Source organism: Rhizobium sp. UFLA01-1127, from assembly GCF_059803845.1.
This window is the reverse complement of the sequence record NZ_JAUQTZ010000130.1, coordinates 1-17,553: the sequence shown is the minus strand read 5'-3', so window position 1 is coordinate 17,553 and position 17,553 is coordinate 1. Positions and strand designations below refer to the sequence as shown.

At 60.7% G+C, this 17,553-nt stretch carries 19 protein-coding genes and 2 pseudogenes; 12 read left to right on the top strand and 9 right to left on the bottom strand.

Features of this window, described 5'->3' with window-relative positions; translation table 11 throughout:
- The 4 genes from Q4Q11_RS25145 to Q4Q11_RS25130 form a co-directional block, all read right to left on the bottom strand.
- A partial coding sequence (locus Q4Q11_RS25145) for an enoyl-CoA hydratase/isomerase family protein (RefSeq protein ID WP_498571199.1) occupies positions 1-227 on the bottom strand: 227 nt, incomplete at its 3' end.
- Positions 220-1,833, bottom strand: a complete 1,614-nt coding sequence (locus Q4Q11_RS25140; RefSeq protein WP_498571198.1) for an acyl CoA:acetate/3-ketoacid CoA transferase — start codon at positions 1,831-1,833, stop codon at positions 220-222. The genes Q4Q11_RS25140 and Q4Q11_RS25145, both read right to left, overlap by 8 nt.
- A 6-nt stretch (positions 1,834-1,839) precedes the next feature.
- Entirely contained in the window at positions 1,840-2,841 is a 1,002-nt protein-coding gene (locus tag Q4Q11_RS25135) for a Gfo/Idh/MocA family protein (protein WP_498571197.1), read from the bottom strand.
- Positions 2,838-3,887 (bottom strand): LacI family DNA-binding transcriptional regulator, encoded by a 1,050-nt coding sequence (locus tag Q4Q11_RS25130; RefSeq protein WP_498571196.1) that lies wholly within the window; start codon positions 3,885-3,887, stop codon positions 2,838-2,840. Before Q4Q11_RS25130 ends, Q4Q11_RS25135 begins: the two co-directional genes overlap by 4 nt.
- A gap of 184 nt (positions 3,888-4,071) precedes the next feature.
- Here Q4Q11_RS25130 and Q4Q11_RS25125 point away from each other — a divergent pair, with 184 nt between their 5' ends.
- Both Q4Q11_RS25125 and Q4Q11_RS25120 read left to right on the top strand, forming a co-directional pair.
- Entirely contained in the window at positions 4,072-4,581 is a 510-nt protein-coding gene (locus Q4Q11_RS25125; RefSeq protein WP_498571195.1) for an aldehyde dehydrogenase family protein, read from the top strand.
- A 4-nt stretch (positions 4,582-4,585) separates the two neighbouring features.
- Complete coding sequence (locus Q4Q11_RS25120; protein ID WP_498571194.1) at positions 4,586-4,693, top strand: aldehyde dehydrogenase family protein; 108 nt, start codon at positions 4,586-4,588, stop codon at positions 4,691-4,693.
- Between the two features lie 381 nt (positions 4,694-5,074).
- On the opposite strand, the gene Q4Q11_RS25115 is transcribed toward Q4Q11_RS25120, so the two are convergent.
- Genes Q4Q11_RS25115 through Q4Q11_RS25100 form a run of 4 tightly spaced genes read right to left on the bottom strand, consistent with a single transcriptional unit; the run spans position 5,075 to position 8,509 of the window.
- Positions 5,075-6,064, bottom strand: coding sequence for a branched-chain amino acid ABC transporter permease (locus Q4Q11_RS25115; RefSeq protein WP_498571193.1), 990 nt, complete (start codon positions 6,062-6,064; stop codon positions 5,075-5,077).
- Positions 6,061-6,969 (bottom strand): branched-chain amino acid ABC transporter permease, encoded by a 909-nt coding sequence (locus tag Q4Q11_RS25110; protein ID WP_498571192.1) that lies wholly within the window; start codon positions 6,967-6,969, stop codon positions 6,061-6,063. Before Q4Q11_RS25110 ends, Q4Q11_RS25115 begins: the two co-directional genes overlap by 4 nt.
- Positions 6,966-7,715, bottom strand: a complete 750-nt coding sequence (locus tag Q4Q11_RS25105; protein WP_498571191.1) for an ABC transporter ATP-binding protein — start codon at positions 7,713-7,715, stop codon at positions 6,966-6,968. The genes Q4Q11_RS25110 and Q4Q11_RS25105 overlap by 4 nt, the downstream gene beginning before the upstream one ends.
- The gene (locus Q4Q11_RS25100) at positions 7,712-8,509 is read right to left on the bottom strand and encodes an ABC transporter ATP-binding protein (RefSeq protein ID WP_498571190.1); all 798 of its coding nucleotides are present in this window, start codon (positions 8,507-8,509) and stop codon (positions 7,712-7,714) included. Before Q4Q11_RS25100 ends, Q4Q11_RS25105 begins: the two co-directional genes overlap by 4 nt.
- A 121-nt stretch (positions 8,510-8,630) precedes the next feature.
- On the opposite strand from Q4Q11_RS25100, the gene Q4Q11_RS25095 reads away from it, so the two are divergent.
- From Q4Q11_RS25095 to Q4Q11_RS25060, 8 genes and pseudogenes are all read left to right on the top strand, one after another.
- On the top strand, positions 8,631-9,365 hold the full coding sequence (locus tag Q4Q11_RS25095; protein WP_498571189.1) for a GntR family transcriptional regulator: 735 nt from the start codon (positions 8,631-8,633) through the stop codon (positions 9,363-9,365).
- The gene (locus Q4Q11_RS25090) at positions 9,362-9,850 is read left to right on the top strand and encodes a DUF3830 family protein (protein ID WP_498571188.1); all 489 of its coding nucleotides are present in this window, start codon (positions 9,362-9,364) and stop codon (positions 9,848-9,850) included. The genes Q4Q11_RS25095 and Q4Q11_RS25090 overlap by 4 nt, the downstream gene beginning before the upstream one ends.
- Before the next feature lies 1 nt (position 9,851).
- Positions 9,852-10,205: a TIGR04076 family protein gene (locus Q4Q11_RS25085; protein WP_498571187.1), complete on the top strand. Its 354-nt coding sequence runs from the start codon at positions 9,852-9,854 to the stop codon at positions 10,203-10,205.
- A gap of 5 nt (positions 10,206-10,210) precedes the next feature.
- The gene (locus tag Q4Q11_RS25080; RefSeq protein WP_498571186.1) at positions 10,211-11,266 is read left to right on the top strand and encodes an aldo/keto reductase; all 1,056 of its coding nucleotides are present in this window, start codon (positions 10,211-10,213) and stop codon (positions 11,264-11,266) included.
- On the top strand, positions 11,263-11,691 hold the full coding sequence (locus tag Q4Q11_RS25075) for a hypothetical protein (RefSeq protein ID WP_498571185.1): 429 nt from the start codon (positions 11,263-11,265) through the stop codon (positions 11,689-11,691). Before Q4Q11_RS25080 ends, Q4Q11_RS25075 begins: the two co-directional genes overlap by 4 nt.
- A gap of 52 nt (positions 11,692-11,743) precedes the next feature.
- Positions 11,744-13,000: an ABC transporter substrate-binding protein gene (locus Q4Q11_RS25070; RefSeq protein WP_498571184.1), complete on the top strand. Its 1,257-nt coding sequence runs from the start codon at positions 11,744-11,746 to the stop codon at positions 12,998-13,000.
- A gap of 132 nt (positions 13,001-13,132) precedes the next feature.
- The gene (locus Q4Q11_RS25065) at positions 13,133-14,431 is read left to right on the top strand and encodes an NAD(P)/FAD-dependent oxidoreductase (RefSeq protein ID WP_498571183.1); all 1,299 of its coding nucleotides are present in this window, start codon (positions 13,133-13,135) and stop codon (positions 14,429-14,431) included.
- A gap of 84 nt (positions 14,432-14,515) precedes the next feature.
- Positions 14,516-14,750: pseudogene (locus tag Q4Q11_RS25060) on the top strand (DUF6429 family protein).
- Here the strand turns inward: Q4Q11_RS25060 and Q4Q11_RS25055 are convergent.
- Positions 14,731-15,046, bottom strand: a pseudogene (locus Q4Q11_RS25055) (IS66 family transposase); the annotation flags it as partial. The pseudogenes Q4Q11_RS25060 and Q4Q11_RS25055 sit on opposite strands and share 20 nt — an antisense overlap.
- A 304-nt stretch (positions 15,047-15,350) precedes the next feature.
- Between Q4Q11_RS25055 and Q4Q11_RS25050 the strand changes: the two are divergent.
- Both Q4Q11_RS25050 and Q4Q11_RS25045 read left to right on the top strand, forming a co-directional pair.
- A complete protein-coding gene (locus Q4Q11_RS25050) occupies positions 15,351-16,661 on the top strand; it encodes a polysaccharide biosynthesis/export family protein (RefSeq protein WP_498571182.1) in 1,311 nt (436 codons plus the stop codon).
- Between the two features lie 259 nt (positions 16,662-16,920).
- A partial coding sequence (locus Q4Q11_RS25045) for an oligosaccharide flippase family protein (RefSeq protein WP_498571181.1) occupies positions 16,921-17,553 on the top strand: 633 nt, incomplete at its 3' end.

Here is a 17,553-nt window from a genome sequence, read left to right as displayed (position 1 = left end):
TCGGGTCGCATTCCACCCCAGGCCTTGATGTCGCCGCCGGCCGAGAATCCCTTGCCTTCGCCGGTCAGGATGGCAACGCGAACATTTGCGTTGGCTTCCACTTCGTCAGCGGCATCGGACAACGCTTTAAGCATGTCGAGGTCGAGTGCGTTCAGCTTTTCAGGCCGCGAAACCGTCAGCGTCGCGACGTGGCCTTCCACATCGATCTTCACCGTACCGCTAGCCATTGAAGGTACCCTCCAGAACGCGGGCGCGCTTCTTTTGAAGCGACAGACCAATGCTGGCCTCGACAAAGAGGTTCGAGTCCATGATCTTGAGATCTCCGGAAACGATCAGCGGAAATTCAGACTGGCCCAGGATGTGTTCCTGGAGATCGATACCCGGGGCGATCTCCGTCACCACGATGCCCTGCGACGTCAGTTTCATGACGCAGCGCTCGGTGACATAGGTGATGTCCTGCCCCTGTTCGATCGCGCGCTTGCCCGAAAAGGTGACGTGCTCGACCTCGTTGACCAGTTTCTTGAGCTTGCCTTCCTTCTCGATCACAAGCCTGCCTCCTGCGATCGCGAGCTTGGCACCCGCGTTGAACATTCCGGAAAAAACAATCTTCTTCGCCCGCGCCGTGATGTCAACGAAACCGCCGGCGCCGGCGGTGACATGCGGCCGGAAGGACAGTTTGGAAACGTTGACCGAGCCGTCCCTGCCGATTTCCAGGAAGGAAAGCAGCGAGGCGTCGAAACCAGCTCCCTGGAAATAGGTGAACTGGTAGGGCGAAGGCATGTAGGCGTCGGCATTCGAGGCGCACCCGAAAGCGAAGTCGAGAAGCGGAACGCCACCGACGGCACCCTGCTCGATCACCCAGGTTACTGCGCCATGAAGACCCTCTTCCATCAAAATGCGGGGCACGTTTGCCGAGATGCCGAAGCCAAGGTTGACGCAGCTTCCGGATTGCAGTTCCTGCGCAACACGACGGGCGATGACCTTCTGGATGTTGAACTCCGGGACCCGGAAAGTGTCGAGCGGCCGAAAGATCTCGCCTGAGATCGCCGGATCGTAGAGCGTCTGCGTCGTCTGCTTCTGATCGGGATCGACGATGACATAGTCGACGAGCATGCCAGGCACGCGCACGTCGTGTGGCTTCAGCGAGCCTTCCTTCGTTATGCGCTTGACTTGAGCGATGACGATGCCGCCGTTGTTGCGGGCGGCAAGCGCCTGATCGAGGCCACCGAGATAGGCGCCTTCATGTTCGTAGGTGAGATTGCCGCGCTCGTCGGCGGTCGTCGCGCGGACGATGGCGACCTGCGGCACGATCGACGGGAAGAATAGGTAGTCGTCGCCCTCGAAGGAGACGCGTTTGACCACGGGTTCCTCGGCCCCGAGATCGTTCATGGCGCAACCCTGCCGGTTCGGATCGACGAACGTATCGATGCCGACCTTCGTCAGAACGCCCGGGCGCTTGGCGGCGGCTTCCCGGTGGATATCGAACATGATGCCCGAAGGAATATTGTAGGCTGGAATCTCGTTGTTGGTGATCATCTGCCAGATCAGCGGCGGCTCCGCGCTGGATGGACCCGACGGGTAGGAACCGCCGATGATCTTCTTGAGGAGGCCCTTCTTGGCGATGTGGTCGACGCCCTTGATGCCGCTCATGTCACCGGCCGCGATCGGATGCAGCGTCGTGATATTCCTTGGGTGACCGGTAGTATCGAAGCGTTCGCCAATCGCCTTCAACATGAGGTCTGGGCAGCCGAGACCGCTCGATGACGAAACGGAGACGACGGCGCCGTCCGGAATGAGGGCTGCGGCTTGCGCCGGGGTGATGTGCTTGCTCATGTTCGTTTACAGTCCTGTTTCAACTTTCACGGCCTCGCCCGTCGCAACCGCCTTCTTGACGGCAAGCGCGGTGGCGAGTGACCAGATTCCGTCCGCGGCCGTTGCCGACGGCGAACCATTCTTCATGGCGGAGTGGAACGCTCTGAGCACGCCCTCGTAGAGGTTGCTACCATCGACGTTCAGTTGCCGCTCGCCATCTCCGTTACGCAGCAGGACGGTGCCGACGGGGCGCTGCGTCATTATGTTTTGGCCGACGAGCGAGCCCTCGGTGCCGTGCACTTCGAGGCCGGTCTCGGCGAACTTGGTGGTGAAGCCATCGTGGAACTGCGCGATAATGCCGTCTTCGAAGCGGATGACGCCCATGACCGCATCCTCCAGTCCTTCGCTCGTCATCCCAGCGGACTGCGCGAAGGCGACGACCTCGATCGGATCCCGCCCAAGCACATATCGCAGAGCATCGACGTCGTGTACGGTGAGATCGAAGATCGCCCCTCCCCCGGCTGACGGTTTGTCGAGGCGCCAGCCCTGAAGATGCGTCGGCAGATAGCCCGCGTGGAAGACACGCGCCGAAAGCGGGCGCCCGATCTTGCCGGACGCAACGGCCTTTCGGATCGCCGCATGCGCCGCCGAGTTGCGAAGGTGATGGTTCGTCGCCAAGATAACGCCGGCACTCGAGGCAGCGGCCGCCATTGCCATCGCATCTTCAATCGACAGAGCGAGCGGCTTTTCGCAAAGGACGTGCTTGCCGGCACTTGCAGCAGCGATCGCTTGGTCTCGATGAAGTTCGTTGGTCGTTGAAATGTAGACAGCGTGAATGTGAGGATTGGAGAGCAGCTCGGCGATCTCGGACGTGAAGTTTGCGATACTGTTTTCGCCAGCATAGCTTCGCGCACGTTCGGCGCTTGAACTCATGACCGACACAACCTCCCCACCGGTTGCTCGAATTGCACCGATGACCCACTCGCGCGCAATCGTGCTTGCGCCTATCAGTCCCCAGCCAACGGTCATGCCTGCTTCCTCCCCGCCAAAGGTCCGTTCGCGGCGCCACAGCTTTCACGGACCACGAGCCGAACCGACGAGACAATGGCTTCGGCTTCCGCCTTCCCGGCGCTGATCTGCTTCAGGAGGAGCTGCGCGGCACGACGGCCAATCCCCTGCGGATCGACCGAGATGGTAGTCAAAGCCGGAACGGCGGTTTTTGCCTCGATCACGTCGTCGAACCCGACGACCGCAAAGTCCCTGCCAGGCTCGAGCTTCCTCGCACGAAGGCCGTCGCAAACCCCGAACGCGACCGCGTCGTTGAAGCATACGGCCGCTGTCGGCATATCTCCGATCGACAGGGCACGCTCGATCGCTTCGGCTCCGCCCGCCCGCGACGGCTGGGAATCGACAATGAGGTCCTCATCGCAATCCAGTCCGCAAGTGGTCGCAGCTGCGCGATAACCGGCAAGACGCTCGCCGAAGACTGCGGTGTCACGGAAACCGCCAAGAAAGGCGATGCGGTGATGACCGAGTAAAGCCAGATGCTGCACGCCCAGGAAGACGCCCTCCCGATTATCCGAGACAACCGACGAGGCCTTTGCTCCCGGCACGTTCCTGACAGCGAGGACGACGGGAATGCCGGCGTTGACGAGCGGCTTCAAGTCGGCGGCTTCCGTCCCTCGCGCCGGTGAGAGGATCAGCCCGGAAATGCCGTGTTCACGCATCGAGGCGATGACCTCCCGCTGGCGGTCGAGGTTCTCGCTTGTGTTGGACAGGAACTGCACGAATCCCGCCGACTGCACGACCATGTCCACGCCCACCGCCAGTTCGGCGAAGAAACCGTTCGTCAGGTCGTTGACGACGACTCCGATGATTTTCGACTTTGACCCAGACTGCCTGAGATTGGCGGCACCGCGATTATAGACGTAGCCGAGCTCGCGCATCACGGCGTTGACCTTTGCCCTCGTGCCGTCGTTGACCAGCGGAGATCCTTGCAGAACGAGCGAGACTGTCGATTTCGATACGCCCGCTGCCTTCGCGATATCGATCACGGTCACTCGTCCCTTTGGCATGACACCTCCAACGCCTCTCATCTGCTTATTCATAATTGGAACGTTCCAATAAAGTCAAGATAAAACTTGGCCGCGGACACGGTGGTGAATTCTCTTCATATAAGCATATATATTTGCAGGATAAATTTTCCTCCACCTCCATTTTTATTCGCCTTTTTTGTGGAAAGGAATTGGAACGATCTAAATGCTGAGCCATATTTTCCTTGACGGAACTCAGCCGGCGTCCGGACATCGCGAAGGTGAGCTTCACCGGATCCACTGCGGACGGCAGGAAATCCTGCGCGGCGCGGCCGAAACCTTCAAGCGCGTCACGCTGGAGCTTGGCGGCAAAGGTCCGAACACCATTCTCGATGATGCCGATCTGGACTCGGCCATCCCCGCCGTACTGCGGATGGGCTTCATAAACAGCGGCCAGGCATGCGTTGCCGGCACCCGCATTCTGGTAGGGAACCATCGGCAAGATGAAATCCTATTCAGGCTGAAGCGGGAAATCGAAACGTTCAAGGTCGGTGCACACGACGATCCGGACGTGATGATTGCTCCGATGGTCAGTCAGCAGCAGTGCGACCGCGTCCAGCCCTATATCGAATTGGGACGCGGGAGGGCCAGCCTCCTGACGGGCGGTCCCCGGACGGCCTTGCGGACTGGACCGCGGCTGATTTACGAAGCCGTCGATTTTCTTCGGCGTCGATAAACAGATGCGGATCGCACGCGAGGAAATATTCGCTCCGGTCTTGTCGGTCATCGTCTACGTCGACGACGACGCGGCCGTCTTCATCGAAAACGGCATCCGGCATGGACTTTAGACCTATCTGGCACCGACGCCGCACGCATGCAGGCGCTTGCGGATCGACTGGAATGCGGTCGCGTGGTCGTCAACGGCGCGCCGCACGAGCCGCTCGCTCCCTCCGGCGGGTTCAAGCAATCGGAAACCGCTCGCAAGTACGGGTGTGTTCGGCCTGAAAGCGCTCCTGGAACCGAAAGCCGTTACCGCTTGATGACGAATAGGCGCGACACGTCTGAAACAGGCGCATCACGAGTTCCGCAATCGGACAATGACCTTTCCGGCGGCCTTGCCGCTCTTGGAACTGGTGCGCTTCGGCCGCTCCATCGAGGGCATATGTCGGCGCGATCCGCGGAGCATATGCGCATTCTCCTGCTTTTCACCAGTGGTCAATCGGTGAGTGCTACAAAGCCCTGTCGCTCAGCTCATCCACGGCCGGTTTTCGTTGCGGGGCGGCCGCCGATCGCCGCCGCCGCATATCACCGAACAGGCCGCCGGGACGCACCAGCAGGATGATGCAGAGCATGACGCCGATCGCCACAATCTGCAGCGACGCCGCACGAGCCTGCTGTTCGGGCGAAAAGAGAATACTCGTCAGCGCACCGGAGCCGGCCCAGATCGCCCAGACCAGAACGCTGCCGACGATAGCACCCTTGTTGCTGCCGGAACCGCCGACGATCAGCATGACCCATACCTGAAAGGTCAGGATCGGAAGGTAATTATCCGGCGCGATGAAGCCGATGAAATGTGCCTGTATGGCGCCGGCCAGTCCCATGATCGCACCGCCGACGGCAAAGGCCTGTACGCGGTAGAAGCGAGCGCTCTTTCCAAGCGAAATGGCAGCGCGTTCGTCCTCGCGAAGCGCCTTTAGGACGCGCCCCCAGGGGCTTTTCGCCAGATGCTCCAGCGCGAGGTAAACGATCAGAATCACGATAGTCACGACGCCGAGATTGGCCAAATTGAAAAGTAGCGGCGTTTCGGCAAGGCTTGAGAATGGGCGAGGAATGAAGCCGATGCCGAAGGGACCGCCGGTGAGTTTCTGCGCATTCAGCGCCACGAGCTGGACGACGACGGCCACACCGAAGGTGGTGATCGCCAGATAATCGGATTTCAGCCGGAGCGTCGCCACGCCGATGATGGCGGCAACAAGACCGGCGATAATCATCGCGCCGAGCCAACCGACGAGGATCGGCAGACCGAACCCGCCGAACCGCCCGGCCGTATCAGGCGTCGTCAGCAAGGCCGAGGTATAGGCGCCGACGGCAACGAAGCCGGCGAGCCCGACATTGAAGAGGCCGGTCAGGCCCCATTGCAGGTTCAGGCCGAGCGTGATGAAGGAAAAGATCAGCGCGGTCGTCAGGAAGAAAGCGCCGTAGCCAATAATGTCCATCATCGCTCTTTCACTCCGAAAAGGCCGATCGGCCGGATGAACAGCACTGCCATCAGGATGATGAAGGAGATGGCGGCCCGCCACTCGGCTCCGATCAGCTGAACGGCGGCCGCCTCGGCAAGGCCGATGATCAGGCCGCCGAGAACCGCGCCCGGCACGCTGCCGATACCGCCGAGAATGGCTGCTGCAAACATCGGCAACAGCATGTCGAAACCCATTAGCGGGCGGATCTGCACGAGAATGCCGATCATCACGCCGGCGACGCAAGCCAGTCCCCCGCCGATCAGCCAGGTAACACGCACGACCTTGGCGACATCGATGCCGACGACGCGGGCAAGCGCCGGATTCTGGCTGAGCGCCTGCATGGAGCGGCCCGTCTGCGTCCTCGTCATCAACACATGCACGCCGAAGACTAGAAACGCCGTGACGATCAATAGGGCAATCTGATCGGGCGTAATTCGGATGCCCAAACCAACCGGCATGGCGATCTGGATGGCGCGGCTGAAATAGGTCGGGCGGGAGGTGAAGAGGAATTCGAGCAGGCTGCGCAGCGCCATGGAAGCACCGAAGCTCGCCATGACGACGATGATCGACTGGCCCTTGGCCCGCAGCCTGGCAAAGAGCACCTTGTCGAGCGCAAGGGCAAGGACGCCTGTGAACCCCATTGCGACGATCGCGGCAACAATCAGCGGCCAGCCGAAGGAGAGCGGGCCTATCGGCGCGATTTTGCCGAAGACTGCGCCGATCGCACTGACCACGGCAAGCGTCGCATAGGTGCCCCAAGCCATGAAATCGCCATGGGCGAAATTCGAGAAACGCAGGATCGAATAGGTGAGTGTCACGCCGATAGCGCCAAGGCCGATCATCGAGCCCGTCAGCAATCCGTCGACGATGAATTGCAGGTTCATGCCGCACCTCCTTTCGCCGAAGCCGCGGGTCGCTGGCCGAGATAGAGTTCGGCGACGACGGGATCGTTCCAAAGCTCGGAAGCCACGCCTTCATGCCTGTCCTTGCCCTCGACGAGGACATAAGCGCGATCGCCAATCGCCAGCGCCGCTTTGGCATTCTGCTCGACCAGCAGAATTGTGACGCCAGACTTGCGGATTTCGGTCAGCATGTCGAAGACCATCGAAACGAATTTTGGCGAGAGGCCAGCCGAGGGCTCATCGAGCACGAGCAGCTTCGGATGCACGATGAGCGCGCGCGCAATGGCCAGCATCTGCCGCTGCCCTCCGGAGAGATTGCCGGCCGCAATGCGGCGATGGCGGGCAAGATCCGGAAAGGTCGCATACATTTCTTCGATGCGGCCGGGCACATCCTTTGGCTTCAAGATGCCGCCGGCCACCTTCAGATTGTCCTCGACCGACATCAGCGGAAAGACATTTTCCGTCTGCGGCACGAAGGCAAGGCCGAGCCGCACCATGTTGTGGGCTGGCGCACTCGTTATATCCCGGCCGGCAAGCTCGACCGTGCCACTTTCGATCGGAACAAGACCGGCAATCGCCTTGATGAAACTCGATTTTCCGGCGCCATTGGGACCGAGAACGACAACGATCTCCTTCTCCGCTACCATAATCGAAGCGCCGCGAACGATCGGCACGCCCGGCTCGTAACCGGCGACAAGATTTTGAACGCTCAAGACCGGTTCACTCATGCCGCGCCTCCGAGATAGGCTTCGATGACACGCGGATCGCGGGCAACCTGTTCCGGGGTGCCTTCGCAAAGAAGCTGGCCACTCGCCATGACGAGCACGCGATGACACAGGCGCGTCACCATATCGATATTATGCTCGATCAGGAGAAAGGTGACGCCGCGTTGATTGATATCGCGGATGCGATCGATGATCGTTTCCAGAAGCGTCGCGTTGACGCCGGCCGCCGGCTCATCGAGCAGGATCAGGGCAGGATCAGCCATCATGACGCGGGCAAGCTCCAGAAGCTTGCGTTGACCGCCGGACAGGACGCGCGCCGGCTCATACGCCAGGTGCGTCAGGTGAACGAGGTCGAGCAGGTCCATGGCCTTGGCATGGATAGCCTTCTCCTGCGCGGCGACTTTCCACGGACGCAGGAAATTCGACAGCAGCCGCTCTCCGGCCTGGTCCTGGGCGGCGAGCATAACATTGTCGAGAAGCGTCAGATTGGGAAAAGGCCGCGGGATCTGAAAGGTGCGGCCAAGGCCGCGACCAATCCGGCGATGGGCCGCCTCGCCCGCGACGGCCGCTCCATTCAAGATAATCTCGCCGCTGCTCGGCGCAACACTACCGGCCAGAAGGTCGAACATCGTCGTCTTGCCGGCGCCGTTCGGGCCGATCAATCCGAGGATTTCGCCCTGGCGCACGTCGAAGGAAACGTCGTTGACGGCCACGAGACCGCCGAAACGCCGCACCACGTTTCTGGCCATTAGAATAGGCCGGGCTTCCTCCCCATGCCGTTCGGTTGTCGTACTCATGAGATCCCTCTGGTCGGAAAGCGATCATTGCCACTTTCCTGATTATTTGATTTGTGATCACACTTGCATTGATCACGCTAATCAGCTTTAATTCCGTTCGCAAGCCAAAAAGGGATTTCATATGCAAAAGGCCGCCGCCGACAAGAGCGATCCGATTGCCGCACAGCTTGCGCCAGTGGGACGGGAAACCATTCAGGATAGGGTCTATCTGGAACTGCGCCGCGCGCTGATCGGCGGGCTTTTCGAGCCGAGCCAGGTATTGACGATCCGTGGCCTCGCCGACGCGCTGATGACCAGCACCATGCCGGTGCGCGAGGCCCTCGGCCGGCTGATTACCGAGAAAGCGCTGGAGGCCCTTCCCAACCGATCCGTCCGCGTGCCGCCGATCACGCTGGAGCGCATGGACGATCTTCTGCGCGCCCGCATCCTCATCGAGGGCGAGGCGATTGCGCTTGCCGCAACCCGCATGACGCCGCGCCAGATAGCGACCATTGAAAGCATGCTCGGCGAATGGGACGAGATGCGCGCGCTAAAGCACAAGAAGGACGTCGACCGCGAGGTGACGCTCAACCAGGCCTTTCACTTCGAGATTTATCGCGCCTGCGGTTCGGCCGTCCTGATCCCGATGATCGAAAGCCTTTGGCTGCAATCCGGCCCCTGCATCCGCGTTGCCATCTACGCCTTCTCGGATGCCGGCGAGGTCGACACCGCCCATTATCACCGCACGATCGTCAAGGCGATCGCCACACAGGATGCAAAGGAAGCCCGGGATGCGCTGGTCGCAGACATCAGCCGGCCGTTCACCTTTCTGCGCAGCAAACTGGAAGCCGAAGCCAAGAAGGGCCTGTCCGCATGAGCCAACGCGCCATCAAGATCTCCGAACCCCGCTCCGGTCTCAGTGTCCTTGCGCCGCTGATGGATGCCAAGGCGCCTGACAATGTCGCCTTCCTCTGGAGCTATCTCAGCGAACAGCGCGTCGTCGGCGGCATTCATGCCATGTGGACCGGCCCTGAAATCTCCTGCCCGATCCCGCCGGCGCATCTAAAGGGCGCACCCTACGCGAACGCCCTGCCCGCCGAGAATGCGACGCTGACGCCGCAGCCCGGCGATATCGTGCTCAGCTATGTGCCGCCGCGCATGTGGGGCGGCAATCCCGATGCGATCTTCGATATCGGACTGTTCTATGGACAGGGCGCGCGTCTGCTCTTCCCGATCGGCTGGCTCGCTGGCAGCGTCGTCGCACAGGTGCGCATGGAAGAACGCGAGCAATTCGCGACAGCCTGCGGCGTTATTCGCCGCAACGGCGCCTGTGACATCACCTTGGAGCGTGCGGAGATCTGAGATGGCGCAGGCAAGCGACGACAGTTTCGAACTGTTCGACCTGAGGGTCGAGGCCGTCATTCCTGAGGGCAAGCCGATTTATTGCGGCGCCAAGCCAGGGGATTATTTCGAACTTAAGGGCGAAATGCTGTCCCTGCCGCCGGGCCAGGGCTTTTCGATCTACTCCATATCGACCGTCCTGCCGCTGCTGGCGGCCAAGCAACGGCCCACCCACAGAAACGACTGGATGACCTCGGATGCGGAAATCGCCTGCCCCGACCCCAACTGCGCGAGCAGATTGCGGATCGTCAGAACGGGCAAGCGGCGGTTCAGCCATGCCGAAACGACGGCAGTGCCGTTGCCCGAAGGAGAATGAACCGCATGACCGCCAAGACATTTGAGCTCAGCCCCGGATACAAGATTTCCCGCGTCATCCGCGGCGGCTGGCAGCTTGCCGGAGGACACGGCGCCATCGACCGCGCGCAGGCCGTAACCGACCTGATCGCCGCTTACGACGTCGGAATCCGCACCTATGATTGCGCCGACATCTATACGGGCGTCGAGGAACTGATCGGCGAGGCGCGGGAACGCCTTCGAAACGAACGCGGCGCGGAAGCCGCAGGCGCGATGAAGGTACACACCAAGCTCGTGCCCGATCTCGAGAAACTGGCAACGATCAGCCGCGACTATATTCGCGGGATCGTCGACAAGTCGCTGAGCAAGCTGAAAACCGAGCAGCTCGATCTGGTGCAGTTTCACTGGTGGGATTATTCCCTGCCAGGCTATCTCGAAGCGTTGAGCTGGCTGGACGAGATGCGCCGCGAAGGCAAGGTGCGCAATGTCGGCACGACCAATTTCGACACGCAGCATATAGCCGAAATTCTTGAGGCCGGCATTCCGCTGGTCAGTCAGCAGCTGCAATATTCCGTTCTCGATCAGCGGCCGTCACGCAGCCTCGCCAAGCTGGCCGCCGAACACGACGTAAAGTTCCTCTGCTACGGTTCAGTGGCAGGCGGCTTTTTGAGCGACAAATGGCTCGATCAGCCCGAGCCAGAGATGCCGCTCGAGAACCGCTCGCTCGTCAAATACAAGCTGATCATCGATGATTTCGGCGGCTGGGAGCTGTTCCAGTCGTTGCTAGGTACGCTGAAGGCCATCGGCGACCGCCATGGTGTCGATATCGCCACGATCGCCAGCGCCTGGGTGCTGGAGCAGCCGCAGGTCGCCGCCGTTATCGTCGGTGCCCGCAATCAGGCGCACGCGCTCGCCAATGCCAAGATTATGGATATCGCACTCTCGGACGACGACCGCCGCCAGATCTCCGGCATCATCACCCAGAGCCCCGGCCTTGAAGGCGATGTCTACACGCTGGAGCGTGACCGCACCGGCAGGCACGGCTCGATCATGCATTACAACCTCAATGCGGGGAAGGTATGAGCCAGCAATCGCCCCTCTTCCACAAGGCCAGCGCCGAGGTTATTGATTTCCATCGCTTCTTCGAAGCCTGGTATGACGCCGCAACCGCCGACAAGACCGATTTCGGCCGCTGCGAGCGCACCTTCGGCCAAGCGTTTCATATGATCCCGCCAACCGGCCGTATCTTCGATCGCACTGAGACCATCGAGCTGATCCGGGCAAACCGGGCGAGCTTTCATGGTGATTTCAGCATCGAGATTTCAGGTATCTGCGCGAGGTTCGAGACTGCGGATATGATCGTTCTTACCTATGTGGAAGCGCAGACGCGCGCCGGCAAATATAGCCGGCGGCAGGCAAGCGCGCTTTTCACCGCAAGTTCATCGGCACCCAACGGCGTCGAATGGCAGCATCTGCATGAAACCTGGCTGCAGATGCCGGACAACTGACAGGTTTCTAAAAACAGAAATGAAAATCGTTGACCGAATAAGGGGAACAAAGATGAAGAAGACGATATTTCAAATCACCACGGCACTGGCTCTCTTAGCCGCAGCCGGAGCCGCCAATGCCGCCAACTGCAAGGTAACGGTCGGCCTCGTGATGGAGCTCACCGGCCCGGCCGGCGAATACGGCCAGGCGGGCGCGAAGTCCGTCGAGATGGCCTTCCGCGACATCAACGCCGCCGGCGGCGCCCATGGCTGCGATCTGGTGACGGATACGCGCGACAGCCAGAGTCAGGGCAATGTCGCGGTTGATGCCGCGACCCAGCTCGTGCAGGTCAAGAAGGTACCGGCCATCATTGGCGGCATCATTTCTTCGGTGACGATCCCGATCCTGACCTCGGTCACCGCGCCGGCCAAGATCGTGCAGGTATCGCCGGCCGCCTCTTCGCCGACGCTGACGGCGCTTGGCCGCGACGGCAAGACCAACGGTATCTTCTTCCGCACCATCACATCGGATTCGCTGCAGGGTATCGCCGCCGCCAAATACGCAATCGACAAGGGCTTCAAGAAGCTCGCGATCATCCACGTCAACAATGATTTCGGCGTCAACATGGTCGCCGAATTCTCAAAGGCCTATAAGGCGCTCGGCGGCACGATCGTCTCGACGACGCCCTATAATGAAAAGCAATCGAGCTATGCCTCGGAAGTCACCGCCGGCATAGGCGGTAATCCCGACGGTCTCTACCTCGTCAGCACGCCGGTGGACGGCGCGACCATCGCCCGCACCTGGATCTCGCAAGGCGGCCCGCAGAAGTTCCTGCTCAATGACGGCATGAACAGCCCGGACTTCATCGATTCCGTCGGCGCCGACTATCTGAAGGACGCCTATGGCACCTCCTCGGGCACGACACCGACGCCATCCACCGCCTATTTCAACAAGAACTACAAGGACTTTTCGGGCATCGAGCCGACCAACCCGGCCGCTGACCGAGCTTATGACGCCGGTGCGATTGTCGGTCTCGCGCTGGCGATCGCTGGCGATGACACCTCGAAGCTGAAAGACGACATCTACAGGGTCGTCGACCCCAAGGGCACGCCGATCTATGCCGGCAAGGAGGAGTTCGCCAAGGCGCTCGGCCTGATCAAGGAAGGCAAGCCGATCCGTTACGAAGGCGTCATCGGCCCGGTCTCCTTCGATCAATATGGCGACATCACCGGTCCCTTCCGACTCTGGAAGATCGCCGACGGCAAGGTTGCGACCGATGGTCAGCTGTCGATGGAAGACGTTGCGGCGCTGAAGGACAAGATCAAGTAGGCGGCACTCCACTTTGCAGAACGGCAAGGCGCACTTATTGGCGCCTTGCTTGCAATCATCCTGGCGCAATCCCTCCAGCGGCTGATCTAGGGTGACAGCTATCTGGCGTAATTATTGAGAGATCCTCCGCTGATGCCCAGCAGTGCCGCTCGCCCCACCAATCCGACCCTGTGGACGCTGACGGCCGGCCCTGCCCCTGCACTTTCCTGCGACCTGCCTTCCCGTTCAGACGTCGTCGTGATCGGCGGTGGATTCACCGGCCTGACTGCTGCACGTCACCTTGCCCGCAGCGGACGATCCGTGACAGTGCTTGAGGCCGGGCGTCTGGGTGCGGGGGCAAGCGGCATGAATGCCGGCTTTGTCGTTCCGAATTTTGCCAAGGCCGATCCCGTCAACGTCCGTCAGAAGCTGCCGCGCGACAAGGCGGATGCCTTATTATCGCTCGTGGGTGCGGGTGCCGACGAGGTGTTTGCGACCATCGCCGAGGAGCAGATTTCATGCGATGCCGCGCAGACCGGTTGGCTGCAGCCCGCTTATGGCGACGACATGGCTGCGATCCTGCGCCGACGGGCGAAGGACTGGACGGAGCTTGGCCGCCCAGTCGAATTTCTCGATGCGGGCGCCATCCGGAGCGAGACCGGTATGGAGATTTATTCCGGAGGATTGATCGATCACTCCGGCGGCACCCTCCATCCGCTGAATTATCTCTACGGGCTCGCAAGCGCGGTCATGCGGCGCGGCGGCAAGATCCGCGAAAACAATACAGTCGAGCGCGTCGAGCGACATGGCGGCACCTGGCGCGTCGGCCTTGCGGGCGATGAAATCGAAACCGACGTCGTCATCCTCGCCACCAACGCTTTCACAAGCGGCATAGCCGGCCGCATGGGCCGAACGGGCGTGCCGTTAAAGGTGTATCAAGTGGCGACGAAGCCGATCGATGCCGAAACCGTTGCGCGGATCGCCCCAAATCGCAGGCCTGTCGGCGATACGCGCTCCAACCTCTTCACCTACCGGCTCGATCGCGACAACAGGCTGATCAGCGGCGGCATGGCGATCAATCCCTTCGGCGCCTTCGAGCGCGTCGGCCGCGCCGTCGTCGACCGGCTCGCATCCGAACTCCACTTGCCTCGCCATCCCGGCTTGGAGATCGTCTGGACCGGAACGGCGATCATGACGCCGGATTTCCTGCCGCGCCTCTACCGTTTCGGCGACAGCTTCTTCGGCGGGATCGGCTGCAACGGCCGCGGCATTGCCATGACGGCGCAGCTCGGACGAACACTGGCGAGACTGGCGCTCGGTGAAATCGCGGAATCCCTGCCGATCCCGCTGCAATCCAGCCGGCTGCTGCCATTTCACAGGCTCATGCCGGTCGTCGCCTCGCTTGCCTTGGCGCATGCACGCCTCGAAGATTGGCGCAATGGCCGTCGTTAAAGGGCAGGTATCGCTCTGCCTTTAATTCCGAGACTTTCGCGTTTTGCGTAGATGGACGCTCGCCGCACATGGTAATGTGGGTTCATGGACATCGATGAGGACAAAATCGATGCTGCCGTTTTGGCGCTGTTATGGCTGACGCTGCATAACGAGCGTTGTGCCTGGAAGGGCTTCGACTGGGCAACGACGGATCGACTTCACAAGAAGGGGTTGATCGGCGACCCCCGTCAACAAGTCGAAGTCATTGATCCTGACTGAGGAAGGCTTGGAGCGTTCGGAAGCATTGTTCCGGGCGCTGTTTACACGGCCGCCGCGATAGCCGTCGCTCTGCGTGCCTTCCATTGCCAAGGCAGTAGTTCGTGCAGGCGGGAGGCGGGAAGATCGGCGATACGGGCGAGCACATCGGCGAACTCTTAGCCGACAGGCGCATGCTTGCATGCCCCGAAAGGCCATGCTTTGGCATCGACGTCGTTGAGAAGGCAGCGTGATGGGGTGGCATGATGGCGGCACGATCGGCCCCGCGCTGGGAACCGGCGCAGGCCAGTTTCGGCACCCGAGTGCAATTCCTCTCAGCGCCCGCCTCGCGGCGTTGTTCGTGAGACAAACCCGTCCGTCTCTTCCCGCGATCGGCTCATCCGGCGCAGCCAATGTTCCATCCGCTATTGCTGCGCTGGCATTGCGCGGCGATACGGACGCGGATTCAGACAGGCACTGAAAGCTGGTCCTGCTCAGCTTAGGCTTAAGCACCTTCCCCCGCCTCATCACTAATGATGAGGCAAAGCAAACGACCTCCACCTTCCTCAAGCCTTCGCCAGACTGCATACTGGCATTGCGACCTTGGGCTTAACGTCCGGCGTTCGCAGCGCCCCGGGCATGGAACAGCGTCCGTTCAAGGAGGCATCGCAGGCGGGACATGTACATGAAGCTATCGCATCGTGCATCTCACTTGTTCTTTCGCGCGACCTCCGTCATCGGTGTGCTCGCCTTTCTGTCCGGAGCAGCGTCGCCGGCTCTCGCCGATGGCGGTCCTTTTGTTTCGCAGACTAGAATCCGTCTGACAGTTGTCCAATGGATTCAGTCCAAAGGCCAGTATGAACGGTGGGATGCGCTTGGCGGCGAGTATACGGTCTCGGATGAAGGTGCCGTCTTTTTGCCTTTTCTTGGCTCCCTTCCCGTCGTCAACCGCGATAGCGCCAGTGTCACAAGCGAGATTGCCAGGCGTCTGCAGGAAAAGATCGGATTGGTTCAGCCACCCGCAGTCACCATCGAAATTCTCGAATATCCGCCAATTTATGTCGTGGGAGACGTAACCACGCCTGGCGAGTACAAATTCCGTCCCGGACTCACCGTCCTGCAATCCCTTGCAATGAGCGGCGGCCCGTTCCGTGACAAAAGTCAACCGCAAACGCAGTCGATCAGACTGGCAGGCGAATTGCGAGAAATCGATCACTCGATCCTGCGCAGCGCCGCGAAGTTATCGCGACTCGAAGCGGAGATGGATGGGGCCAAGGAGATAACGTTCGACCAGCCGTCCGGTATAGACCAGCAATATGTCACGGGGATCGAAAACGAGGAACGGGTTATCTTTCAAGCTCGCGCAAATGCGCTGGCCAGGCAGTCAAAGGCGCTTACGGAGTTGCGCGATCTTTTGAACACGGAGATCTCAACGCTGGCGGAAAAGCTGACAGGTGCAGATGACAACATCAAATCGGTCGAGGAGCAACTGGGCAGCGTTAAGAGCCTCGTCGAGAAGGGCCTCGCGCTCTCGTCGCGCCAACTGGACCTGGAACGGTTGCTCACGACCTATCGCTCCGACAAGCTTGACCTCGTCACCGCCGTCATGCGGGGCCGCCAGGCAATCAGCGAGACAACGCGGAACCTCGAGGGATTGTCCGACACGCGACGGAGCGAAGTCGCTGCCGAAGCGCAGTCGGAACGGGCAAATCTTGATCAGCTCAAAATGAAGCGTGAGATGACGCAAAAGCTACTCGTCGATGACGTCGCGAGCGGCGGCGGCGCAAGAAATCGGGGCGAAGAACTCCCGCTCACTTTTACCGTAAGCCGGCGAAGTGAAGGGCAGATCCAGCAGTTCGAAGCCTCTGAGACAACCGCGTTGGTGCCGGGTGACGTCGTGAGAGTTGTTCAGCACCACATTTCAGACACCTCGTCTGAGGCGGCCTTTGATTTCTCGTCGGGTCCCGAAACGCTCGCCAAAAGGTCAGGCCAATGACCTGCGAAAAGCAAATGTTGCAGATAAGCCTTTTGTCGGCCGGCTTCTTGCGCGCCACAGGCAAGCTCAACGTGGAAGCGGCCGTCCACTGGGGCTGGGTCAAAGGCAAATCCTCAAGCAATCAGGATAAGTCGGCAAAGCCGAGATCCATTGGGCACCGGAGATCCAGCCCCGCACCACAAATGGCCAGGGGCATCTGACGACTTTGCGCACAATCCCACCGAGCGGCCAGACTTATACCCAGATCCTAAAGTCGACGATGCTGATGGGCGGCTCCTCGCTCGTGAATGTTGCCCTTAGCATCATTCGCAACAAAGCCCTGGCCGTTCTGCTCGGACCGGAGGGTGTGGGGCTTGTCGGCCTCTATGGGTCAATCGTCGATATTGCGCAAACGGCAGCCGGCCTAGGATTGGGAGGCAGCGGAGTGCGCCAGGTCGCCGAGGCCGCCAGCACCGATGACGCAGCAAGAATCGCACAGTCGGCAAAAGTACTCAGACGCATATCAATCGTGCTCGGCTTGTTTGGCGCACTCTTCCTCGCCGCGCTGGCATTTCCGGTCTCGAATTTTACCTTCGGCGACTATCAGCATGCCGGCGGCATTGCGCTGCTCTCCCTTGGTGTATTTTTCCGCGTGGTGTCGTCCGGGCAGACTGCTTTGATTCAGGGATTGCGGGGCATTGCAAATCTTGCACGCATCAACGTGCTCGCAGGTTTTTTCGGCACCTTGATCAGTGTCCCGCTGATCTACCTTTTCGGCGCACACGCCATCGCACCTTCCGTCGTGGCGGTAGCGGCAGTCACAACCCTTTCCACCTGGTGGTACAGCAGACGGATAGGCGCAAACCCGCCTCCAATGTCGATGCGCCAGTTTAGCCGAGAAGGCAACATGTTG